This window comes from Streptomyces sp. NBC_01750, assembly GCF_035918095.1.
In the GTDB taxonomy this organism is placed as follows: Bacteria; Actinomycetota; Actinomycetes; order Streptomycetales; family Streptomycetaceae; genus Streptomyces.
On sequence record NZ_CP109137.1, the window covers coordinates 4,916,286 to 4,938,422 of the forward strand.

25 protein-coding genes and 1 pseudogene are annotated in these 22,137 nt (G+C 70.0%); 16 read left to right on the top strand and 10 right to left on the bottom strand.

Annotated elements, in window-relative coordinates; all coding sequences use genetic code 11:
• The first annotated feature begins 103 nt into the window (after positions 1 to 103).
• Both OG966_RS22220 and OG966_RS22225 read left to right on the top strand, forming a co-directional pair.
• Entirely contained in the window at positions 104 to 694 is a 591-nt protein-coding gene (locus tag OG966_RS22220; RefSeq protein WP_326651527.1) for a SigE family RNA polymerase sigma factor, read from the top strand.
• Between the two features lie 143 nt (positions 695 to 837).
• Entirely contained in the window at positions 838 to 1,821 is a 984-nt protein-coding gene (locus tag OG966_RS22225; protein WP_326651528.1) for a hypothetical protein, read from the top strand.
• A 206-nt stretch (positions 1,822 to 2,027) separates the two neighbouring features.
• On the opposite strand, the gene OG966_RS22230 is transcribed toward OG966_RS22225, so the two are convergent.
• Both OG966_RS22230 and OG966_RS22235 read right to left on the bottom strand, forming a co-directional pair.
• Positions 2,028 to 2,783 carry an SURF1 family protein gene (locus OG966_RS22230; RefSeq protein WP_326651530.1) on the bottom strand — a complete coding sequence of 252 codons (756 nt, stop codon included), beginning with the start codon at positions 2,781 to 2,783 and terminating at the stop codon, positions 2,028 to 2,030.
• 61 nt (positions 2,784 to 2,844) lie between these two features.
• Positions 2,845 to 4,659: a S9 family peptidase gene (locus tag OG966_RS22235; RefSeq protein WP_326655320.1), complete on the bottom strand. Its 1,815-nt coding sequence runs from the start codon at positions 4,657 to 4,659 to the stop codon at positions 2,845 to 2,847.
• A gap of 192 nt (positions 4,660 to 4,851) precedes the next feature.
• On the opposite strand from OG966_RS22235, the gene OG966_RS22240 reads away from it, so the two are divergent.
• Positions 4,852 to 5,235: a nuclear transport factor 2 family protein gene (locus tag OG966_RS22240; protein WP_326651531.1), complete on the top strand. Its 384-nt coding sequence runs from the start codon at positions 4,852 to 4,854 to the stop codon at positions 5,233 to 5,235.
• A 112-nt stretch (positions 5,236 to 5,347) separates the two neighbouring features.
• Here OG966_RS22240 and OG966_RS22245 read toward each other — a convergent pair whose 3' ends face one another.
• Positions 5,348 to 6,109, bottom strand: a complete 762-nt coding sequence (locus OG966_RS22245) for a 4'-phosphopantetheinyl transferase family protein (protein ID WP_326651532.1) — start codon at positions 6,107 to 6,109, stop codon at positions 5,348 to 5,350.
• A 142-nt stretch (positions 6,110 to 6,251) separates the two neighbouring features.
• Here OG966_RS22245 and OG966_RS22250 point away from each other — a divergent pair, with 142 nt between their 5' ends.
• Positions 6,252 to 6,878: a TetR/AcrR family transcriptional regulator gene (locus OG966_RS22250; protein WP_326655321.1), complete on the top strand. Its 627-nt coding sequence runs from the start codon at positions 6,252 to 6,254 to the stop codon at positions 6,876 to 6,878.
• A gap of 98 nt (positions 6,879 to 6,976) precedes the next feature.
• Here the strand turns inward: OG966_RS22250 and OG966_RS22255 are convergent, their stop codons facing one another.
• Both OG966_RS22255 and OG966_RS22260 read right to left on the bottom strand, forming a co-directional pair.
• Positions 6,977 to 7,552, bottom strand: a complete 576-nt coding sequence (locus OG966_RS22255; protein ID WP_266548966.1) for a TerD family protein — start codon at positions 7,550 to 7,552, stop codon at positions 6,977 to 6,979.
• Positions 7,553 to 7,719: 167 nt separating this feature from the next.
• Positions 7,720 to 8,181, bottom strand: coding sequence for a potassium channel family protein (locus tag OG966_RS22260; RefSeq protein ID WP_326651534.1), 462 nt, complete (start codon positions 8,179 to 8,181; stop codon positions 7,720 to 7,722).
• Positions 8,182 to 8,562: 381 nt separating this feature from the next.
• On the opposite strand from OG966_RS22260, the gene OG966_RS22265 reads away from it, so the two are divergent.
• Positions 8,563 to 9,021 (top strand): DUF7144 family membrane protein, encoded by a 459-nt coding sequence (locus tag OG966_RS22265; RefSeq protein WP_326651535.1) that lies wholly within the window; start codon positions 8,563 to 8,565, stop codon positions 9,019 to 9,021.
• Between the two features lie 195 nt (positions 9,022 to 9,216).
• The gene (locus tag OG966_RS22270) at positions 9,217 to 9,756 is read left to right on the top strand and encodes a flavoprotein (RefSeq protein WP_326651536.1); all 540 of its coding nucleotides are present in this window, start codon (positions 9,217 to 9,219) and stop codon (positions 9,754 to 9,756) included.
• 21 nt (positions 9,757 to 9,777) lie between these two features.
• Here OG966_RS22270 and OG966_RS22275 read toward each other — a convergent pair whose 3' ends face one another.
• The gene (locus OG966_RS22275; protein WP_326651537.1) at positions 9,778 to 10,005 is read right to left on the bottom strand and encodes a hypothetical protein; all 228 of its coding nucleotides are present in this window, start codon (positions 10,003 to 10,005) and stop codon (positions 9,778 to 9,780) included.
• A gap of 158 nt (positions 10,006 to 10,163) precedes the next feature.
• On the opposite strand from OG966_RS22275, the gene OG966_RS22280 reads away from it, so the two are divergent.
• The 4 genes from OG966_RS22280 to OG966_RS22290 all read left to right on the top strand — a co-directional run bounded on the left by OG966_RS22280 (position 10,164) and on the right by OG966_RS22290 (position 12,802).
• Positions 10,164 to 10,607 carry a CBS domain-containing protein gene (locus OG966_RS22280; RefSeq protein WP_326651538.1) on the top strand — a complete coding sequence of 148 codons (444 nt, stop codon included), beginning with the start codon at positions 10,164 to 10,166 and terminating at the stop codon, positions 10,605 to 10,607.
• Positions 10,608 to 10,754: 147 nt separating this feature from the next.
• Entirely contained in the window at positions 10,755 to 10,829 is a 75-nt protein-coding gene (locus tag OG966_RS40870; protein WP_100661309.1) for a 50S ribosomal protein bL37, read from the top strand.
• A 510-nt stretch (positions 10,830 to 11,339) separates the two neighbouring features.
• Positions 11,340 to 11,591 carry a hypothetical protein gene (locus OG966_RS22285; RefSeq protein WP_326651539.1) on the top strand — a complete coding sequence of 84 codons (252 nt, stop codon included), beginning with the start codon at positions 11,340 to 11,342 and terminating at the stop codon, positions 11,589 to 11,591.
• Positions 11,592 to 11,602: 11 nt separating this feature from the next.
• Positions 11,603 to 12,802, top strand: a complete 1,200-nt coding sequence (locus tag OG966_RS22290) for a flotillin family protein (protein ID WP_326651540.1) — start codon at positions 11,603 to 11,605, stop codon at positions 12,800 to 12,802.
• Positions 12,803 to 12,822: 20 nt separating this feature from the next.
• On the opposite strand, the pseudogene OG966_RS22295 reads toward OG966_RS22290, so the two are convergent.
• Together OG966_RS22295 and OG966_RS22300 are read right to left on the bottom strand one after the other, a co-directional pair.
• Positions 12,823 to 13,089, bottom strand: a pseudogene (locus OG966_RS22295) (IS5 family transposase); the annotation flags it as partial.
• A gap of 153 nt (positions 13,090 to 13,242) precedes the next feature.
• The gene (locus tag OG966_RS22300) at positions 13,243 to 13,926 is read right to left on the bottom strand and encodes a TetR/AcrR family transcriptional regulator C-terminal domain-containing protein (RefSeq protein WP_326651541.1); all 684 of its coding nucleotides are present in this window, start codon (positions 13,924 to 13,926) and stop codon (positions 13,243 to 13,245) included.
• Positions 13,927 to 14,044: 118 nt separating this feature from the next.
• Here OG966_RS22300 and OG966_RS22305 point away from each other — a divergent pair, with 118 nt between their 5' ends.
• The 6 genes from OG966_RS22305 (at position 14,045) to OG966_RS22330 (ending at position 19,779) form a co-directional block, all read left to right on the top strand.
• Entirely contained in the window at positions 14,045 to 14,749 is a 705-nt protein-coding gene (locus OG966_RS22305; RefSeq protein ID WP_326651542.1) for a DUF4386 domain-containing protein, read from the top strand.
• Positions 14,750 to 15,029: 280 nt separating this feature from the next.
• Entirely contained in the window at positions 15,030 to 15,962 is a 933-nt protein-coding gene (locus OG966_RS22310; protein ID WP_326651543.1) for a hypothetical protein, read from the top strand.
• 529 nt (positions 15,963 to 16,491) lie between these two features.
• A complete protein-coding gene (locus tag OG966_RS22315) occupies positions 16,492 to 17,007 on the top strand; it encodes a toxin-antitoxin system HicB family antitoxin (RefSeq protein WP_326651544.1) in 516 nt (171 codons plus the stop codon).
• A gap of 82 nt (positions 17,008 to 17,089) precedes the next feature.
• On the top strand, positions 17,090 to 17,935 hold the full coding sequence (locus OG966_RS22320) for a DUF4097 family beta strand repeat-containing protein (protein ID WP_326651545.1): 846 nt from the start codon (positions 17,090 to 17,092) through the stop codon (positions 17,933 to 17,935).
• Between the two features lie 63 nt (positions 17,936 to 17,998).
• Positions 17,999 to 18,991, top strand: a complete 993-nt coding sequence (locus OG966_RS22325; RefSeq protein ID WP_326651547.1) for an ATP-binding cassette domain-containing protein — start codon at positions 17,999 to 18,001, stop codon at positions 18,989 to 18,991.
• Entirely contained in the window at positions 18,988 to 19,779 is a 792-nt protein-coding gene (locus OG966_RS22330; RefSeq protein WP_326651548.1) for an ABC transporter permease, read from the top strand. Before OG966_RS22325 ends, OG966_RS22330 begins: the two co-directional genes overlap by 4 nt.
• A gap of 275 nt (positions 19,780 to 20,054) precedes the next feature.
• Here OG966_RS22330 and OG966_RS22335 read toward each other — a convergent pair whose 3' ends face one another.
• Positions 20,055 to 20,315, bottom strand: coding sequence for a hypothetical protein (locus OG966_RS22335; protein WP_326651549.1), 261 nt, complete (start codon positions 20,313 to 20,315; stop codon positions 20,055 to 20,057).
• Positions 20,316 to 20,783: 468 nt separating this feature from the next.
• A complete protein-coding gene (locus OG966_RS22340) occupies positions 20,784 to 21,302 on the bottom strand; it encodes a hypothetical protein (RefSeq protein ID WP_326651551.1) in 519 nt (172 codons plus the stop codon).
• Positions 21,303 to 22,137 lie beyond the last annotated feature (835 nt).

Below are 22,137 nucleotides of genomic sequence, written 5' to 3' on the forward strand. Positions count from 1 at the left end.
AGTGTGTCCAACAGGCGTGGCAGAGGTTCTCGACATCACAAGGGTGGTCCCGGTCCGCGGCGCTGCAGTGCGCCCGCTCCGCAGACCCCGCCCGTCCGGCGGCATGCCGGTGATCGCTCCTATGCCCGCACCCCGTACCACCCGCATGCCGTCCCAGCGCGAGGGCGCTGAAGGAACCATGGCTGAAGACACCATGGCTGCGGGCACCACTGTCGATCACCTCACCGAGACCTACCGCGCCCACTACCGGTCGCTGCTCGGCCTCGCGGCTCTCCTGCTGGACGACACGGCCTCCTGCGAGGACGTCGTCCAGGAGGCCTTCATCCGCGTCCACTCGGCGCGCAACCGGGTGCGGGAGCCGGAGAAGACTCTGGCGTATCTGCGCCAGACCGTGGTGAACCTCTCCCGCTCCGCACTGCGCCGCCGGATCCTCGGGCTGAAGCTGCTCTCCAAGCCGATGCCGGACATGGCGAGCGCCGAGGAGGGGGCCTACGACCAGCTGGAGCGGGACGCGCTGATCAAGGCGATGCGCGGACTGCAACGACGCCAGCGCGAAGTGCTGGTGCTGCGGTACTTCGCCGACATGACCGAGGCTCAGGTCGCCGAAACGCTGGGTATATCGCTCGGCTCCGTGAAGGCGTACGGCTCGCGGGGCATCGCGGCGCTGCGCGTCGCCATGGAGGCCACGGCATGAGCGGGCACAGGCACAGGTTTGAGCGGTACGGGCCGGACGGGCCGTTTGACGACCGGACTGGAAACGAAATTGTGAACAACGGGCCGGAAAATGAGCTGGGCGGCCTCGGTCAAGGACCCGCTGAGGGTCTTGGCGGGGACGAAATGGCCCTGCGCCGGATGCTGCAGGGAGCGGTACAGGACCTCGAGCCCTCGGACGGCGCCCTCGACCATCTGCGCAGTGCGGTTCCCGCGCGGCGCGCCCGGAAGAGGCAGGCGCTCGTCGGTGTGGCGGCCGCGGCGCTGCTGATCGGCACCGCCGTCCCCGCCTTCGTCCATGTGGCGAACTCCAGTGACAGCGACGGCGCCCGCTCCGTCAACGCCGGACACGGCGAACAGGCGCAGGGCGGCACCGGGTCCGAGGCGGGCGACGGCAGCGGCGAGAACGGCAGGGACAATCCTTCCGCCGACGGCCGGGGCACCGAGCAGAACGAAGGCGGTGCCAGCCGGACTCCGGGGGAGAAGCCCGGCAACGGCAACTCGAACGGCACCATCGGCGGTAGCGCCAACCCGTCGGGCACCGTGGCCGCGACCTCGCCGCCCTGCGACGCGAGCCAGCTCGGCGTCAGTGCGGCCCAGGCGGCCAAGCCCGACGCCGACGGCAAGGTGTACGGCACCTTCCGTATCGCCAACGTCTCCAAGGCCGACTGCGCGGTCAGCGGGGCCGGCACGGTCGCCTTCCAGGCGATGGGTGCCGCGGACCCCGCGAAGATCACGGTGGTCGGGCACACCACGGGCGACCCGGCGAGCGGACTGCCCGACCCCTCGCAGGAGGCCGGAGCGCTGCTGCTGAAGCCGGACACGGCGTACGAGGTGAAGTTCGCCTGGGTGCCGACGGACAGCTGCCCGACCTCCGGCGGCTCACCCGAGCCCTCGCCCTCGACGGGCGGCCCTTCGGGCGCGAGCAACGGGCCGGGCATGACATCGGACAACACCCAGCCCCAGTTCGTCAGCGAGGACGGCGGGACGTCGGACGGCAGTGTCGCGGTGACCCACATTCCGGAGCCGGGCGCGCCGAGCGCGGAGACGACCATCCCCAACGCATGCTCGGGCACGATCTACCGCACGGGCGTCCTGAACCCGCAGTGACGGGCGGCAGTAACGGCCGACAGTAACGATAAGACGTGCGGCAATGAGTACGGCGAGTACCGCGGTACGGCGAGTACCGCGGTACGGCGAGTACCGCGATTACCGCGAGTGCGGCCAGGAACGCGAGTGCGGTCATGAGGGAGGGGCGGGAACGCTGCGGCGTTCCCGCCCCTCCCTCATGCGTCCTGTCACGGTCCTCGCATGCGTCACACCGGCTCGGGCTCCAGGCCCAGTTCCCGGTCCCTGGCCGTTTCTGCCTCGCGCCGCAGCAGCCGGAACCACATGAAGAGCACAAAACCGGCGAAGACGAACCACTCGCCGGTGTAGCCGAGGTTCTGGAACGCCTTGAGATCGAGCCCACTGCCCTCCGGGGCGACAGCGGGCACGGCCTTCAGTCCGCTGTCCGCCTCGGCGAGCGTGACCCATGCGTCGTACACATCGTCGGGCACCAGGTTCACCAGCGAGGCCGCGCTGATCATGCCGAGCTGACCGCTGGGCAGCCCGCCAGCCGCGTGCACCCCGTCGGTGCTCGGGGACTCGGAGGCCTGCAGCGCGCCGGTCACGGTGACCTCGCCGGCCGGTGCCGGGGGGATCCGCCCGCCCTCGGCCAGCCAGCCGCGGACCACGGGCAGCATCCGGCCGCCGTCGGTCTTCAGCATCGTCAGCACATACGAGCCGCGCCTGCCGTCCAACTCCCGCTCCGGCACGATGAATTGCTTCCCGTACCGCCCGGTGGCCGTCGCCTGCCGCCCCGACGTCGCTTGGTCGACGGGCAGCAGCTCGTCGAGGGGCGCGGCCTTCTGCTCACCGGGGCCGGGCTTCTGCTGGGCCTCCTGGTGCGTGTTGACGCGGTCCTCGAACTTGCCGAGCTGCCAGGAGCCCATGAAGACGCAGAAGGGGATCGCCAGCACGACGAAGAGATTGATCCCCCACCAGCGGGGCGTCAGCAGGAACCGGTACACCCCTCCACGGTACGGAACGGGCCCGCGATCTCTCGGCCCGCCCCCCTGCCGGACACGATCTCTATCCCAGGATCGCCGCCTGCCCCAGGTGACCGGTGGCGAAGGCGATCTCCAGCCGCACCTGCTTGATCCGCTCCTCCACCACCAGCGAGCCGTGCCCCGCGTCGTACCGATACACCTCGTGGACCGCGCCGCGCGCCGCCAGCCGGTCCACATAGTTCTCGACCTGGCGGATCGGGCAGCGTGGGTCGTTCACGCCCGCCGAGATGTAGACGGGAGCCTTGACGGCGTCGACGTACGTCAGCGGGGACGAGGCCTCGAACCGCTCCGGGACCTCCTCCGGCGTCCCGCCGAGCAGCGTGCGGTCCATCGCCTTCAGGGCCTCCATCTCGTCGTGGTACGCCGTGACGTAGTCCGCGACCGGCACCGCCGCCAGCCCCAGCGTCCACGCCTCGGGCTGGGTGCCGAGGCCGAGCAGGGTCAGATACCCGCCCCACGAGCCGCCCGCGAGGACCAGCTTCGCCGGGTCCGCGAGCCCCGACGTCACCGCCCACTCCCGTACCGCCGCGATGTCCTCGAGCTCGATCAGCCCGACCCGGTGCTTGAGTGCGTCCGTCCACTCCCTGCCGTAACCCGTCGAACCCCGGTAGTTGACCCGCACGACCGCGTAGCCATGGTCGATCCAGGCCGCCGGGCCCGCCGCGAAGGCGTCGCTGTCGTGCCAGGTCGGGCCGCCGTGGATCTCGAAGACGGTCGGCAGCGGTCCTGTTGCCCCCGCTGGCTTCTGCACCAGCGCATGGATACGGCCCCCGGGTCCCTCCACCCAGGCGTCCTCAACCGGCACCGACTCCGGCGCCTTCATCCCCGGCGGATCGAGCACGACTCCGCCCGCCGTCGAGCGCACCTGCGGCGGCAGCGCCGCGGACGACCACAGATACTCCACCTGTCCGTCGGGCCGGGCCGTCGCGCCCGAGACCGAACCGGTCGGAGTCTCGATCCGCACCAGCTCCCGCGCCGCCAGGTCGTAGCGGAACAGTTCGCCGCGCGCCTCGAAGCTGTGCGCCACCAGCAGCCCGGAGCCGTCCGGATACCACTCGGCGTTCACATCACCCGGCAGGTCGATCGCGAGATCGGTCTCCGTGCCCGACGCGACGTCCCAGATCATCGGCTCCCAGCGGCCGCGCCGCTGATGCCCGATGAGCAGCCGGGTGTCCCCGTCCACCGGAGCGAAACCGAGGACCTCGAGCCCCAGTTCCTCCGTGCCCCCCTTCGTGTCGTCCAGCTCGGCGACCGTGGTGGCTCCCCCACAGCCTTCGGCGTGGGAGGTGCCCCCAATGCGCACCACCCGCAGCGCCGAGTGCATCGCGTCCCCGTGTTCGGTGTGCTCGATGGCGATCAGCGTCCCGTCGTGCGACAGATCGCCGACCCCGGCCGACTCCCGGTGCCGGTAGATCTCGGTCGGCTCCGCACCCGCCCGTACGACATGGATCGTGGTGCCGTCCTCGTCGGTCGACCGGCCCACCACCGCGGTACCGTCCCGGCCGATCGCCAGCCCCGCCGGGTACGAAGGCCCGAGTCCGGGTGCCGCGGGCTCGTCGTCGCCGCCGCCGAAGGGCTGCCGCATCCAGATCCCGAACTCGTCCCCGTCGCTGTCCGAGAACCACCAGATCGACGCGCCGTCGGGCGACAGCACACCGTCTGTCGTTCCGTTCGGCCGGTCCGTCGCCTGCCGCTGCTCGCCGGTCGACCGGTCCCAGGCGTACAGCTCGTACGTCCCCGTGGCGTTCGACACGAAGAGCGAGCGGTCCGGCGCGTCCTCCGCCCAGTCGGGCAGCGAGACGCGCGGGGCCCGGAAGCGCTTCTCCCAGGCGGGCATCGACGGCAGGTCCGGGATGCTGGGCTGGTCCGGCGTGCCGGGCCGGTCCGGCGTGGAGTCGGTGATCTCAGTCATGACCCCATTCTGCGCCGGACCCCCGACAATCCGTTCGCGTCATCCGCAGCCTGTGGATAACCCCTCGCCGGAGGCTGCCCGCGGATGATTGTCAGTGGCGGGGTGCACACTCGCCGTATGACGGCACCGACCGAGCTGAGCAAGGCAGTTGAGACGTACTGGGCCTCGGCCGAGGCCCGCGACTGGACCGGCTTCGCGGCCGTCCTGGCCGACGGCGTGGTCTACGACCTGCCGCAGACCTGTGAGCGGGTCCGGGGCAAGGAGGCGTATGTCAGGTTCAACCGCGAGTATCCGGGCGACTGGCACCTGCGCATACAGCGGATAGTGGCCGGATCCGGCCAGGTGGTGACGTGGATCCACTGCACCGTCGGCCTCGAGGAGATGTACGCGGTGACCTTCTTCACCGGTGATGAGGAGGGCCGGATAGCAACCGTCACCGACTTCTGGCCCGAAGCGTACGAACCCCCGCCCGGCCGTGAGCACCTGGTCGAACGTTACTGAGACCGCCTGGCCGTACGTAACGCGTGCGGTCGGAACGGGTGGTTCGACGTTCGCGTTCGGGCCGACGCCGTACGCCCGCCGGGTCCGCCTTCCGACCGGCCCACGGCGAAGGTCAGCGGGCCTTCACCGCCACGCTGGTGGCATGCGGCGGCCGAGCGCCGGGCCCGGTGAGATGTACGGCGATCGCGGCCGCGAACCCGGGGTCCGTGGGCAGGTCGGCGAGCAACCAGTCGGCGCTTGTGGCCGGTTGGGCCCCGGCTCCCACATAGGTGAGGGACAGTTCCTCGTTCAGGCCGACGCCGGTTGCCTTCAGCAGGGCTTCCTTGCGGGTCCAGCAGCCGGCGAAGGCGGCGGGGCGCTGCTCGGCGGGCAGCGCTGCCAGTTCCTTGCGCTCTGCCGGGTGCAGCTGGGCCGCGACCTCGGTGACCGTGTCGAGGGCCGGGACGCCCTCGACGTCGACCCCGACGGGCAGTACGGCCAGGGCGATCATCACCAGGCCGCCGCTGTGCGAGAGCGAGAAGTGCACGTCATTGCCGGGGACGACGGGCCGGCCGTGCGGTCCGCCGCAGTGGGTGCACGGTTCGCGCGAGAGCGTGATCGCTTCCGGGGGCCGGCCGAGCCGTTCGCCGAGCAGCCGGCGCAGGGCCACATGCGCGACCGTGTACGCGTCACGGTCCACCGATCGGCGGAAGGCCGCGACGCGCGCCGACTCGTCGGCATCGAGGAGGTGCCGGTGGGCCGCGGCGTCCTCGGCATGGGAGGAAACCCGGCCGGACCACAGCAGCTCCAGGCCCGTCAGCGGCGGCGTCGCCGGGCGGTCGGTACCGGCGGCGGATACGTCGATCGGCGTGTCTTCCTGCATCTTCCTGGTCACCTCTGCCTCCACATGTACCTGCCCCGATCCGACCATATGTACCGGTCGGCATTATGTACCGGTCCGCATTTAACGGATCTGTGGTTCCGTTAATATAGGGGTCCGTAGGCGCCGACGATGGAAGGAATCCGGAGTCCCCGTGATGAATTCTCGGGCCGCATCCGCGCATGCGGCAGACCCGGGCACCGTCCGGCCCGGCGGACGGACCGCCCGCGTCCGGGCGTCCGTACTGCGCGCGGCGGGCGACGCCCTGGTCGAGCACGGTTTCCACAGCCTCGACCTCGCCGATGTGGCCCGCCGCGCCGAGGTGGGCAAGACGACCGTCTACCGCCGCTGGGGCACGACCACCGGTGTGATCGCCGATCTGCTGGCCGACATGTCCGAGCAGTCCGTACCGCGTACCGACTCCGGCTCCCTCGGCGAAGACCTCGGGGCCCATGCCCGCCTCGTCGTGGCCACCCTGACCGACCCCCGCCAGGGCCCGCTCCTCAAGGCCATGATCGCCGCCGCCACCTGCGACGAACGCACCGCGCAGGCGCTGCACCGCTTCTATGCCACCCGGATCGGGGAATGGGCGCCGTGTGTCGAGGGAGCCGTCGCCCGCGGTGAGCTGCCCGCGGGTACCGACGCCCGGGAAGTGATCAGGGCGGTCTCCGCCCCGCTCTACTGGCGGGCCCTGACCGGCGGCGACCCGCTCGACGAGGCGGCCGCGGACCGTGCGGCCGCGGCCGCCGAGTCCGCGGCGCGGGCAGGCGCGTACACCGTCTGAAGCGCGGCAGGCCGGCAGGGGACGAGGGCGGCAGGGGAGACAAGGGAGACAAGGGCCTGACCCGCAGAGGATCAGGCCCTTGAACAGGCTTACACGGCTCAGATGTTGACGCCGAAGTCCTGCGCGATACCGCGCAGCCCGGAGGCGTACCCCTGGCCGACCGCGCGGAACTTCCACTCCGCGGCATTGCGGTACAGCTCACCGAAGACCATCGCGGTCTCGGTCGAGGCGTCCTCGCTCAGGTCGTAACGCGCGAGCTCGGCGCCGCCGGCCTGGTTGACGACGCGGATGAACGCGTTGCGCACCTGGCCGAAGGACTGCTGACGGCTCTCGCCCTCGTGGATCGAGACCGGGAACACGATCTTGTCGACCTCGGCGGGAACGCCCGCCAGGTTCACCTTGATCTGCTCGTCGTCGCCCTCGCCCTCACCCGTGAGGTTGTCACCGGTGTGCTCGACGGAGCCTTCCGGGCTCTTGAGGTTGTTGAAGAACACGAAGTGCTGGTCGGACACGACCTTGCCGTTCGCATCCACCAGCAGGGCGCTGGCGTCGAGGTCGAAGTCGGTCCCGGTGGTGCTGCGTACATCCCAGCCCAGGCCCACGACGACCGCGGTCAGGCCCGGGGCCTCCTTGCTGAGCGAGACATTGCCGCCCTTGGAAAGGCTGACACCCATGGAAATCCCCTGCGCAATCCGGCGCGGGCCGCGCCTCTTGACGATTCCTTTGCCCACGGGGGCAACGAGCGGTCACCGCCCGTGGTTCCCCTGACATCCAAATGTCGTCACCACGCTTCGCCGCTCCCGGCGCCCCCCACAGCCCCCGGGGCAGTCGCGGCGGCTCGTCACCGCGGTTCGTTGTGCCCCAGCCGATCACCGACTTGGGTGCGCAGCCGACGTGTCACCGCGGTCGCGGCGGCAGTCAGGAAGACGAAGCTGTAGAGGATTTGGACCATGGTCACCAGTCGGGCGGTCTGGCTCTGCGGTACGACGTCCCCGTAGCCGACGGTCGCCAGCGTGACCACGGTGAAGTACAGGGCGTCGAGTCTCGTCTGCAGCCCGACGAACGCGCCCTGATGCCGGGCGAGGGCGTAGTACGTGGCCGAGAAGATCAGTAGCGACAGGAACATCAGCAGCAGAATGGTGACGACGGGGTGGGTGCCCGGCTTGTCGATGAGAATGTTCCTGATCTGCAGCAGAAGCAGGCACGCGAGGACGGCGAGCACCGCGATGAAGACCGTCCAGCTGACCTCCGGCCGGCGCGCTCCGAAGCCGTCGAGCGGAAGCACGAAGTACGCGACGGTCATGGCGACTACAAGACAGAGGGCTGTACCCCAGAGCCGTAGCGGCACAGCATTTGTTGTGCGGTGCACCACGTGAGCCTCCCGCCCAGGGCCGCGCCCGGTGCCGCGTCCCGTCGAAGCCGCTGTCGCACCCACGATCGTCCGCCCCGGCGATCCGTCGCCACCCGGCACGGCCGAACGGCGCACTCATCGCGGAGGAAGTGCGCACGAATGCCACGGCCCGATGGGCACCGCCTCCGCCGGTGCGCGTCCGCGTCACTCGTACGGGTGTACCCGTATGGCGGTGGGCTGTGGCCCGGCCGACGCTCGAAGCCAGGTACGCGACCGGCGTGCGGGACGAGAGAGGGACCACTCATGAGCCAGGACCGGCCGGTGGGAACACCGATGAACACGGAACCCCCGATGGACATGGGAACACCCATGTACAAGGGGCCGCCGCCCGATGAACCGAACAGCGGCTGGGTGACCGGCGGCGTCGTCTTCGCCGCCGTACTGATGCTGTGCAGCGGTGTGCTCGCCGCGCTCCAGGGCATAGCCGCGATAGCCGAGGACGATGTGTACGGCCGACTCGGCAACTACGTGTACCGCATCAGCCTCAGCGGCTGGGGCTGGATCCACCTGATCCTCGGCATCTGTGTCGCCATCACCGGCGCAGGTCTGTTCAAGGCCGCCACCTGGGCACGGTTCACCGGTATCTTCCTGGCCTCGATCAGCCTTGTCGCCCAGTTCCTCTTCCTTCCGTACGCGCCGGTCTGGTCGGTGATCATGATCGCGATCGACCTGTTCATCATCTGGACCCTGGCGGTGTACCGCAGTACCGAACCAAGGCCGGCCTCCGCCTGAAGGAAAGGCGCCGGAGCGCCGCCTGCCCCGACAGCGCGGCCGGCGGCCTCCTCCGGCGTACACCCTTGCCGACGCTCCTGCCGGTACCGCCGCGAATCGCGTCCGGACGGAGGCTCGGCCGATGACTCCCACGGGCCGTCGCCGACCTTAGGCTGCCAGGACGCCACCAACTCAGTTGTCCACGGGAGCCCTTGCGTGAGCGAGCGGCCGAAGAAGCCGTTCCTGTACATCATCGTCTGCGCGGCCGGAATAGCCGGCGATGTCGGCGAACTGATCACCGCCGCACAGGAGCAGCACTGGGACGTCGGCGTCATCGCGACCCCGCACGGCCTCGGCTTCATCGACGCCGAGGCCGTGGCGGAACAGACCGGCAATCCGATCCGCTCTGCCTGGCGCGGCCCCGGCGACCCGCGTCCCTTCCCCCCGCCGGACGCCATCGCGGTGGCCCCGGCCACCTTCAACACCATCAACAAATGGGCCGTCGGCATTGCCGACACCCTGGCCCTGGCCACGCTGTGCGAGGCCTACGGTGCCGGCGTCCCCACCGCCGTGCTGCCCAGCGTGAACGCGGACCTGGCCGCTCATCCCGCGTACCGGCAGAGCCTGGGCCGGCTGCGTGAGATGGGCGTGGTGATCAGCGGATCCGAACCTCAGCCCGAGGCGGGCGGCTCCGGCTGCTTCCGCTGGGAGGAAGCCCTGGATCTGCTCAGGCTCACGCCGAAGGTGTCCGTCTGAGGGCGATCGGACAGCGAGCCGTCACGGCATGATCTCCAGGTGGCGGTACTCGTGCGGCCGGTCAGCGATCCACTCCACCCACGTCGGGTCGTCGAGGAGCTCCTCCGTATCGGGCAGCCCCGCAAGGCGCAGGAACTCCAGCACGTCCCGGTCGGAGTCTGCGAGGCCCATGATCCGATGCCGCACCGTGACCCGCCGCCCGCCCGACGCTGCGATCCGGTGCACGACGATCGGCGGATGTCGGGACATACATCCAGGCTGCGACGACCAGCGGCTCACAGCACCCCGAGACTGCCGCAGGGCCGGTACACGAACTGCGCCCGGCCGCCGGTCGCGCAGCGGGGGCGGTATCGACCCGGCCGTGTGATCGTGGGAGGAGGACCAACGCGCCGAAGGCAGAAGGAAACATGGCCAGCAACAAGCAGCTCACGGCCCGCGACATCATGTCCAGCGGGGTGCAATGCGTCGGTGCACACCAGTCGCTGTTCGACGCGGCGAAGATGATGCGCGACTTGAACGTCGGATGCCTGCCCATCTGCGGTGACGACAACAGACTCACGGGCTTGATCACCGACCGGGACATCGTGGTGAAGTGCTGTGCCGAAGGCGTCGACCCCGCCGAGGTGCAGGCGGGATCCCTGGCTGGGACCCTGCACTGGATCGATGCCGATGCGGGCGCCACCGAAGCGCTGGAAATCATGGAGACGCACCAGATCAAGCGGCTGCCGGTGATCGATGTCAGGAAGGGCCACAGCCTGGTCGGAATGATCACTGAGGCCAACCTCGCCAAGAACCTGAACGACGAACAGATCGCGGAGTTCGCCGCCCGCGTATACGCGGGCACGCGCTAGCCGTAGTGACCCCGCGGCGTTGTTCACACGGCTGATCGGGCCACGCGACGACCCCTCGTGCGGCCGCGTCACCGCTGATGCGGACACCGGGGGCCGAATCTAGACTGACGAAGGCATGTGAAGTCCTGAATCAGGGAGATATGCGCCATGGCCAAACGAGGCAACAAGCGACGCGCCCGTAAGAAGAAGAAGGCCAACCACGGCAAGCGTCCCAACGCCTGAGCCGACCCTGCACGCGGCCGGGGGCGGTGTCTTCGCCGCCGGGGCTTGTGCCCAGCGCCGTCCGGTCGGTATCCGCAGGCCGCGGGCCCAACCGGGCAGCCTGGATACGTGCCGCCGGGCGGGTGCCACGAGCATGGCGGCATCCCTCGTACCCGGCGTACTCCCTCCAGCTTGGCCCCGAATATTCTCGCCGCTCTCGCCGCTCATGCCTCTGCTGTGCATCTACCTGTACCGGCACGGCAGTTGACGTAAGAGCCGCACCGCAGGCCCGATGAAACCGTGACCCGTGTGCCCCCAACCGCCTGGTCGGGGGCATTCGGTTTGTCTTCGTCAGGACAGCAGCAACTGCGGCCGGCGCCGTTGCCCCACCCGCAGTTGGCCACCCGCACCGGTCCCCCGGCCGGGCCGGGCCATCTACCGCGGTTCAACAGAGGCACCCCGAGGATAGGCCGCTGATTCCGCCGGGTCTAAGGTCGAATTCAGGACCAGAACGATGGAGGGCGGCGGACAGTGTCACAGGACGAGGCCGTGATCGGCTGTTCCGGAGAGCTGCTCATCGGCACACGTGGATCCGCCGGTCCCGGTGAGATCCTGGTGCGGGTCCGAGGCGGATCCGAGACCTTCCTCGCCTGGTCCGAAGACCCCCTGCCGAGGGGGGCGACCGTGCTCGTGATCGGATCCCGCGGCACTCGCCAAGTGGACGTCATCGAGTGGGCCGATCCGTTGGATGCGCTGGGCGGCAGTGCCGCCGGCGCCGGTTAAGGAGACGAAGCATGTTCGGTTACCGGGTTCCCGCTCCCGACGAGGCGATGTTGATCTCGGGCGGCAGGCGTGGACTGGGCGGTGCGCCGTTCCGAGTGGTCACGGGCCACGGCAAGTTCGTGCTCCCGATCTTCCGCAAGACCCGCTTCCTCACCCTGTCGATGTGCGAGTCCGAGGTCACCGAGACCTGTGTCACCAGGCAGGGCATCGCACTTCACGTTCGCGCCGTTATCGCCTTCAAGGTCGGCAATGACACCGAGAGCATCGTCAACGCCGGTCAGCGATTCCTCTCCGACCAGGACCAGATGTCGGTGCTGACCGGCCGGATCTTCGCCGGCCACCTGCGCTCCATCATCGGCTCGATGACGGTCGAGGAGATCGTCACCGAGCGGCAGAAGCTCGCCGCCGAGGTGCTGGAGACCTCGAAGACCGAGATGGCCAAGATCGGGCTGATCGTGGACTCGCTGCAGATCCAGTCGATCGACGACGGTGATGTCGGCTATATCGACGCGATGTCGGCCCCGCACAAGGCGGCCATCCAGCGACAGGCCCTGATCGCACAGGCTCAGGCCACCCAGGCGTCGGTCGAGGCGGAGCAGGTGGCCGCGCGGAACCAGGCGGAATACGCGCGGCAGACCGCGGTGGTGAAGGCGGAGTACTCGGCGGAGGTGGACCGGGCACAGGCCCACGCGGCGCAGGCCGGGCCGCTGGCCCAGGCGCACGCCCAGCAGGAGGTGCTTGCCGCGCAGACCGAGCTGGCCCAGCGCGCGGCCCAGCTCCGCCAGCAGCAGCTGGTCGCCGAGATCGTGAAGCCGGCGGAGGCCGAGGCCGAACGGATCAGGGTGCTGGCCGTTGCCGAGGCGGAGCGGATGAAGATCCAGGCCGCGGCCGCCGCCTCGCACGACCGGGTGGCGCTGGACAGGATGCTGATCGACCAGCTCCCGCAGATCGTGAAGGAGGCCGCGGGCGGCCTCGCCGGCGCCAATGTCAATGTGCTGAACGGCGCCGACGGCCTCGGCGAGATCGCGGCGGGCCTGGTCGGCCAGGGACTGACGATCCTTGACTCGGTCAGGCAGAACCTGAGCGGAGCCGACCACCGGCACGAGAAGGACAACGGTCCGCTGGGCCTTCCGGGCCGCCCGGCTGCTCCTGAGAAGGGCACGGAGAAGAAGGACGGCAAGCCGACCGACGGGCCGGTGACCATCGACTAGGGCGTGTTGGAAAGTGCTGGTCACAGCCATTCGTTGATGGCTGCGATCAGCACGGGCGCTTCGTAGCGGACGGCGGGTTTGTCGTACCTGATGGCGACGGCCCGGTGTCGTTTGAGTCGGTTGATCCCGCACCCGACAGCGTGCCGCTGCTTGTAGTCGTCTCTGTCGAACTTCGGCGGCCGTCCGCCGCGCGAGCCGCGCCCCAGCCGGTTGCGGACACGGTCCGCGGGGACCGGAATCGTGGCCTTGATCCCGCGCCTGCGCAGGTAGGAACGGTTGCTGCGGGAGTGGGATCGTCGCGCGGCCCGGCAGCTGAGTGTTGCCGGATCCGCGTGGGAACGGCGCCGAGCGCACGCGGGCCCGCGCGCAACCACTGGCCCCGGCCCGGCTGGGTTTCCCTCCCCCCTCGACGCTGGATCAGCCCCCGCCCCCCGCACCCGCTACGCCTTCCGCGCGGACGTCCAGCCCTGGCGGCGGAGGCTTTCGAAGCCGTCCAGGAGGAGGTCCAGGGCGAATTCGAACTCGAACTGGTCGTCGCAGCCGCCACCGACCGTGGAGCCCCCGTCGTGTGCGGCCGTCGCGGCCAGTTCCGCGATGTGCGGGTAGCGCGCCGCCAGCCCGGGGTCCGGCGGGCCGGAGGGGCCCGAGGTGTCGAACAGTTCCTGGCTGAAGCCGAGCAGGCGGCTGCCCATCGCGTGCATGACGTGGTGCGTGAGGTCGGCGGAGAGGCCGCCGTCCCGGAAGCTCCCGGCCATCGAGTCCAGGTACGCCAGCACGGCCGGGGTGGGGCCGGTCCGCGACTCGATGACCCGGTCCGCCCAGGGGTGGCGCAGCAGGACCCGCCGGGCCGAGAGGATCCGCCCGCGGACCACGCGCTGCCAGTCGGGGCCCGCGGCCGGCGGGTCGATCTCGCCGACGACGGCGTCGGCCATGCCGTCGAGCAGCTCCTCCTTGTTGGCCACGTGCTTGTAGAGGGCCATCGGTACGACGTCCAGCTCCTGCGCGAGCCTGCGCATGCTGAGCGCGTCGATGCCGGTGGCGTCGGCGAGCGCGACGGCGGCGCGCAGGACGCGGTCCCTGTTCAGGGGGATCCGTTGCGTGTGCGTGGCTTCCTGCCGGGTCATTCCGGTTCGGTCCCTTCCCTCCTCGACGGCGCCCTCTCCTTGACGAGTGTACGCCGTACACCTATGGTGCTGTCAGGTGTACGGCGTACACCACCACCGAGCGAGGGGTACCGAGAAGATGAGTCCGGACCGGAGAACCGCGGTGGCCGCCGGGTCGCTGTTCCTGCTGACCGAGGCCGCCGCGATAGCCGGGGCGGTTCTGTACAGCCCCCTGCTGGGCGCGGCGGACGGTCGGCTCGCGCAGGGCGCCGACACGCGGGCGCTGCTCGGGGTGCTCTGCGAGGTGGTGCTGGTGGTGGCGGTGGCCGGTACCGGGGCGGCGCTGTTCCCCGTCCTGCGGCGCCACGGCGAGGGGCTCGCGCTCGGGTACGCCTTCGGGCGGCTGCTGGAGGCGGCCGTCATCGCCCTCGGGATCGTCGCCGTCCTGGCGCTCGTCACCCTGCGGCGGGACGCGGGGGCGGCGGCCGGCGCCGACGTCGCGCTGGCGGCCGTGCACGACTGGACGTTCCTGCTCGGGCCCAACATCGCCCTCGGCCTGAACACCGTCCTGCTTGCGTACCTGGTGTACCGCGCACGCCTCGTGCCGCGTTTCATCGCCGTGCTCGGGCTGGTCGGCGGGCCGCTGATCTGCGCCTCGGCCGTCGCCGTGATGTTCGGGGCCTACGCGCAGCTCTCCGTGGCGGGGTCGGCCGCCGCGCTCCCGGTGTTCGCCTGGGAGCTTGGGCTGGCCGGGTGGCTGATCGTCAGGGGGTTCGGGCCCGGCTCAGGTGCCGTGTCCCGGGCAGACGGAGAAGTGGCTGATCCGGCAGGTGTCCGTCGGTGAGGCCGACCCGAGCTTGACGGCGGTGCCGTCCGGGGCGACGCGCCGGCGCTGCCCGGCCGGGACCGTGTGGCCTTCCGAAGATGATCAAGAGGTCACTGCGGGGCCGACCCTAGGAGGGCCGCGAGCGGCGAATCGATCCGCCGCGGGCCGTCGGCACGGCGCGTCCTCTCATCACCGCACTGCCCTGTGCCGACTGGCCCGGACGTGACATTTCTTGATCGGTTTGCGCTTGGTTCAGCGGGACCGCGACGCGGTCCACGGAATCAAGGAAGGAGCGCAAATGCGCTTCACACACGCCGCGTTCACCGTCGGGCTCGTTGTTGTGACGAGCCTGCCACTGGCAGGGACCGCCACGGCGGGCGGAACGGTGGAAGCCGGCCGGATCACCGCCACGGACTACTCGGCGGCATCCCCCGCGAGCGTTGCGCTGGACCCGGCGACCGGATCCGTCACCGCCACGTTCGCCCAGGCGGCGGAGGACGGTGTCCTGTCGCCCAAGGGCTCCCAGGTGGCGTACATCCAGCGGCGGGACACATGCGTACCGCAGGACGAGGGCTGTATGTATGCCCGCGACCTGGTGATTGCCGAGGCCGACGGCAGCGACCGGCGCGTCCTGGCCGACGGGGTCCAGCCCGAGGACGCCACTGCGCCGTACGTCGGACGCCCTGACTGGTCCCCGAGCGGCAAGCGGATCGTCTACGACAGCCCACGCGGGCTGGAGTGGATCGCCACGGACGGCACCGGTGCCGAGGTGCTCACCTCCGGCAGCCGCGGCACGTTCTCCCCGGACGGCCGCAGCGTCTCCTTCCTGAAGGCCACCTCGTACGAGACGCCGACCGGCTGGGAGTACGGCTCGGACGTCTACATCCTGGACCTGGCCACCCGCGGGGTCCGCGCCGTCTCAACCGACCACCAGGCCTGGTCGACGCCCGCCGATTGGTCCCCCGACGGGCAGCGTGTCGTCCACTCCACCGGACGCGGTCTGCGCATCACGGACGTAGCGACCGGCGCCTCCACCGAGCCGCAGTGGCCGATGCCTCTCTCCGGCATCCAGAACCCGGTCTTCTCCCCCGACGGAACCCGGATCGCCTTCACCGCCGTCGACGACTCCACCGGCACAGGCGGCGTCTACGTCGTCGACGCCGCCGACGGAGGGAACCTCCGCGTGCTCACCGACCGTCCCGTGACCCTCACGGACTGGCCGGCCAAGTAGGTCCGGCAGGGCTCCGGCCCCGGCAGGCCGCCCGGCGGCCGTCCGCCCAGGAGGGCGTACGGCCGCCACCAGGCCCGTCGGCGCCCTTCCGCCGGGCTCGTCCAGCCCGCCTGCACCGTCCTGCTGCCACTCAAATCCACGTGCTGACAGATCGCCGCGGCCTCTCCACTCTGCGTCCCAAGCAGTGGGCCGAGCCCACCCGAGGCGGCACGATCGCGCTCGCCCCGCCCGGCCAGGGCATGTGTGAGGTCGTGATCAGACGCGCCGGCATGGACGCGTTGTCCACCCCTTGTGGCATCACGTGGCATCACGTGGCATCACATGGCACCGAGTGGCGCCATTCCGTGCCGTCCGGTGCCACTCGGTGCCTTTCCGCGCTCCAAAAAGCGCATGAGCACGCATGGTGCCACAATGGCTCAGGTTGCCGTCTTCGCGTTTCCCCAGGTCAGAGTAGTCGCCCCCAAGCCTGCTCCTCGCAAGGTGCCACTCGGACTTGCGTGTGGCGCCATAGTGGTGCCATGATGACGTCATGGACCTCACGCCGTATGTCGACACCCTCCGCCGCGAACTCGCGGTGGCCGCCGAAGCCGGCGGGGAAGATGCCCGCGAACTGGCCGAGCGACTCACTGCTCCGCTGGAGTCGGCGACCCGTCTGACCATGCTCAACGTGCTCTCCGCAGCGATGGACGAGATCACCCGCGAGCTCGCCCCCGGCTCGGTCGACGTACGGCTGCGCGGGCTCGACCCCGACTTCGTGGTGACGCTGCCGCCCGCCGACGGCGGCCCCACGGAGCCGGCCGCGCCCGTCGAACCGCTCAAGGCGCAGGCGCCCGCAGAGGGCGACGAGGGCGGCACCGCCCGCGTCAATCTGCGTCTGCCGGCCCACCTCAAGGCGCGCGCCGAGGAGGCCGCGAGCCGCGAGGGCCTGTCGGTCAACGCGTGGCTGGTGCGGGCCGTTTCGGCCGCGGTCGACGGCGGTGGCACGCCGCGTACGACGGAGAGGACCCGCACCATCGGACAGAGCTTCACGGGCTGGGTGCGCTAGCCGCGCCCGCGCAAGCCCCACTTCACCCACACCACGTCCCACCAGCGGGGACGACCCAAGGACTCATAAGGACGGTACAGCCATGCCTTCTTTCGACACTCCCGAACCGATTTCCGCCACCGCCCACGTGTACGCCGGTTCCATCCGGTTCACCGCGGGCGACCGCCTCGACACCGTCGTCGAGGTACGGCCCCGCGACCCGAAGCGGGACCAGGACGTGCGGTCGGCCAACCAGACCGAGGTCACGTACGCGAGCGGTGTCCTGACCGTCAGGACACCCAAGCGCAGCAATCTCGTCGGGCGCACCGGCACCGTCGACGTGACGGTCGAACTGCCCACGGGCTCGCGCGTCGACATGACCGGCGCCTGGGCCCAGGTGCTCGGCGAGGGCCGGCTCGGCGAGGTCCGGGTGAAGACCTCGTCCGGTGACGTCCGCCTCGACACGACCGGACCCCTCCAGCTGACCGCCTCCCACGGCTCGATCACGGTCGACCGGATCGAGGGCATGGCCGAGATCACCACCAGCTCCGGCAGCCTGCGCGTCGGCACCGTCGACGGCCCTGCCGTCCTGAAGAACTCGCACGGCACCACGACCGTCGGCGCCGCGACCGGCGACCTGCGGGTGAACGGCGCCAACGGCGACATCGACATCGCGCGCGCCGAGGGCTCGGTCGCCGCCACCACCGCCCACGGCACCCTGCGCGTCGCCGAAGTCGCCCGCGGCACCGTCCAGTTGGAGACCTCCTACGGCGCCATCGAGATCGGCATCCGCGAGGGCACCGCCGCCTGGCTCGACGTCAGCTCCGGCCGCGGGCAGGTGAGCAACACGCTCACCGCCTCCGAGACCCCGGAGAAGAGCGAGGACACTGTCGAGGTCCGCGCCCGGACCCGCTACGGCAACATCGACGTGCGCCGCGCCCGGGCCTGAGCACCGGCCCCGCCAACTCGCCCACTTCCCCCAGTTCCTTCAGCCTTCGAACGGGAGGGCTCCATGCCTTCATCTGTCATGCCCACGTCCAGGCGGGGCGGCGGTCCGCAGTCGCCCGCCGCCGTCTCCACCCACGGTCTGCGCAAGTCGTACGGCGACAAGACCGTCCTCAACGGCATCGATCTGCACATCCCGGCCGGGTCCGTGTTCGCACTGCTCGGGCCCAACGGCGCCGGCAAGACCACCACCGTGCAGATCCTTTCCACGCTCATCGCCGCCGACGGCGGGCAGGCCCAGGTAGCGGGCCACGACGTCGCCACGTCACCGGACGGGGTGCGCACAGCGATCGGCGTCACCGGGCAGTTCTCCGCCGTCGACGGCCTGATCACCGGCGAGGAGAACATGCTCCTCATGGCGGACCTGCACCACCTGTCCAAGCGCGAGGGCCGCCGCACCGCCGCCGAGCTGCTGGAGCGCTTCGACCTCACCGAGGCCGCGAAGAAGCCCGCCTCCACCTACTCCGGCGGAATGAAGCGCCGCCTCGACATCGCCATGACCCTGGTCGGCAACCCGCGGATCATCTTCCTCGACGAGCCCACCACCGGCCTCGACCCGCGCAGCCGCCACAACATGTGGCAGATCATCCGCGAGCTGGTCTCCGACGGCGTCACCGTCTTCCTCACCACCCAGTACCTGGAGGAGGCCGACCAGCTCGCCGACCGTATCGCCGTGCTCAACGACGGCAAGATCGCAGCCGAGGGCACCGCAGAAGAGCTGAAGCGGCTGATCCCCGGCGGGCATGTCCGGCTCCGCTTCTCCGACCCGACCGCCTATCAGGGCGCCGCCCTCGTGCTGCGCGAGGTCACCCGGGACGACGACTCCCTCACGCTGCAGATCCCCAGCGACGGCACCCAGCGCGAGCTCCGCTCCATCCTCGACTGGCTGGACTCCACCGGCATCGAGGCCGACGAGCTGACCGTGCACACCCCTGACCTCGACGACGTGTTCTTCGCCCTGACCGGCGACACCGACCAGCGCAAGGAGGCTCTCCGATGAGCTCCCTCTCCCTCGCCGTGCGTGACTCGACCACGATGCTGCGCCGCAACCTGCTGCACGCGCGGCGCTACCCGTCCCTCACCCTGAACCTCCTGCTCACGCCGATCGTCCTCCTGCTGCTCTTCGTCTACGTCTTCGGCGACGTGATGAGCGCGGGCATTGGCGGCGGCGGCGCCGATCGCTCCGAGTACATCGCCTACGTCGTGCCGGGCATCCTGCTGATGACCATCGGCGGCACCGTGGTCGGAACCGCGGTGTCCGTCTCCAACGACATGACCGAGGGCATCATCGCCCGGTTCCGCACGATGGCGATCCACCGCCAGTCCGTGCTCATCGGGCACGTCGTCGGCAGCGTGCTGCAGTCGGTCATGAGCGTGGTCCTCGTGGGCGCCGTCGCCGTGGCCATCGGCTTCCGGTCCACGGACGCCACGGCCCCGGAGTGGCTGGCGGCATTCGGGCTGCTCGCGCTCGTCGCCCTGGCGCTCACCTGGATCGCCGTCGGGATGGGCATGGTCAGCCCGAACGCCGAGGCGGCCAGCAACAACGCGATGCCGATGATCCTGCTGCCGCTCCTCTCCAGTGCCTTCGTCCCGGTCGACGCGATGCCGGGCTGGTTCCAGCCGATCGCCGAGTACCAGCCATTCACCCCGGCCATCGAGACCCTGCGTGGGCTGCTGCTCGGCAGCGAGGTCGGCAACAACGGATGGATCGCCATCGCCTGGTGCCTGGCTCTCTCCGCGCTCGGCTACTACTGGTCGAAAGCGGCTTTCAACCGCGATCCGAAGTAGCCGAGACGACCGCGCGGGCCGCCTCCCGCAGCTCGTCCCGCCCGAGGGCGGCATACTCCGACACCGCGTCGGGGTACGCCGCCCTTCCGCGTCCTCGGCCGCCCGCCGGGCCCGGGCAGAGGACATCGTCGGCCGGAACTCACACTGCACGTGCCGCGGAGGAGGTCTCTGTCCCGCACGATTGTGCCGGCGCGCGCCAGCCGTGAAACGGACCCCCGGCGAACCGATCGCGACACTGCGGCGCGCACCGACTCGACGATATGTCCAAGGGCGTACTAGAGCACGATGATCACGAAACCTCCGGGGGTGATGAGGAAGCGTTGGTGGTCGAAGCGGTGATCGGAACGGTGGTCGAAGCGGTGGTCGAAGCAGTTTCCGCCCCAGTTATCGAGGTCGCCGCACCAGTTGGTGGTCACATGAGTGTGCACGGCAGGGGCTGCTTCGGCCGTGCCTGCTGCGCCGATCGCAGCGCCGCCGGCCATCAGAATGCCGGCCGTGGACACCGCGGCGAGACGCCTCGCGCGTTGTGCTCGCATGATGGATGCACCCTTTCCTCCATCGTCTCGCGCAACTCTCAGCGGCACGAGATGCGTAGCCGCAGCCGAAGGGGAGGAGCGGCGTGGTCGCAGGCGTCGCCTCGCACAGACGAGGAGCATGCCTTGCAGCCAAGATCCCCGCTGTACGGGAACCGGCTGAACGGGGCGTTTCCCCGGGTTGCGGCTCTCCATTCACACTACGTTGACAGCGCCCTTTTGGATTGCGGGTAGGCGGGAAGTCCGGCCACTGCCTTATAAGCCTGGTCCCACCCTCCAACCGAACGTCGCAGGTCAGCGGATCTACAGCGACGCTGCGCCTGCTTGCCGGCCGTGCACCTCCACACGCCCCGGCTGACCGTGCGTGACCGCTCGATCCGGCACGGATCCGGCACGTCGGCCGAGCCCTTCCATGCCCGGCGCGAGCCGGGAACCAGCCCTCACCCGCGATGGGTAATTAGGTACGCGCACTCAGTGCTTCAGGGCGACTTTGAGGACCACTATGAGGAGGCCGAGGGCCAGGTTGACCGCCCCGGCGGCCAGTACCAGACGGCCGGTCGCGCCCGCGCGGAGCGCCGCCATCGCCGCCCAGCCGACCTGGCCGGCGATCGCGACGCCGAGGCCTAGCCACACGGTCCCTTCCGGTCCGAGCCCCAGCAGCGGACTGACGGCGACCGCGGCGGCCGGTGGGACCGCTGCCTTGACGATCGGCCACTCGGCTGCACACACCCGCCGGATCTCCTGGCCGCTCATTGGCACGTACGCGATCCTCTCCCCGAAGAGGCGGGCGAAGACATGCGCCGCCCAAAACACCACACCAGTGCAGAGCAGCAACAGAACAAGTTCCAAGCGCGGGAACGAACCGAGCGATCCGGCGCCGACCACCACCGAGGCGGCAAGCAGTGAGCCGTACACGGCTCCCGTGTAGTCGACCCGTTTCGCGGTTGCAGTCCGCGGCGGTGGACCTTCCGATGAAGTCCGGCCTCTCATGCTTCCAGTGTCGTCACGACCGGCGTCACGCTTCCACCTGAGAGTCCGGCTCCGGAATGCGCTCCGACGCAGAGGGGCTCACGCTATGAGCGTGGGTGGCGACACTGACCCACGTGCCTTCCAGCTCACGGCGGCCCTCAGCCGGTTCGAGCGGACCGGAGGGGCGCACGACCTTTAGGTGTGCCGCAAGCGTGTCGCACTGGTCAGGGACGGCCGCGTCCGAGTCGCCGGAAGTGCTTCGGCTCGGCCGAAGGAGGGCTCGTGAACCGCTACCCACCCGCCCATCGCGGCTCACGGCATGGTCGTTGCTGCGGTTGCTGTACTTCCGTGCTGTACCGCGACTTCGCCTGGCTTCGCTTCCGGGAACCGCCCCCTGCTCCCTGGCGTCATTGGGAGACGATCAGGAGGGGTGAGCATGCAAGGTGATCCGCCTTGGTGGGCCATTGTCGTGATCTCAGCGGGGGCGACGGCGATTCTGGGCGCCGTCGTTATATCCGTCATCGCTGTCACGTTCCTGAGCGCGAGTTGGCTTCAGCGGAGGCGGCGGCGTCGTCACGGCTGAGTTCCCAAAGCGTGGCCGAAGCCATGGTGCTCTGCGGGGGTAGTCACGCAGTTGGTCACGCACAACGAAGCAGGGCCGGTTTCCACTGAAGGAAACCGGCCCTGACCTCGTACTGCAGCGTCGGGGTGGCGGGATTTGAACCCACGACCTCTTCGTCCCGAATTAGGCCCTGGAAGATCGCCTATCTGTGCTCTAAGCCAAATGTGCAGGTCAGGGCGTTGGAGAGTATCGGTCTCCGTTGGTGCATCAGGGATCCCGACGCAAGATCATCTC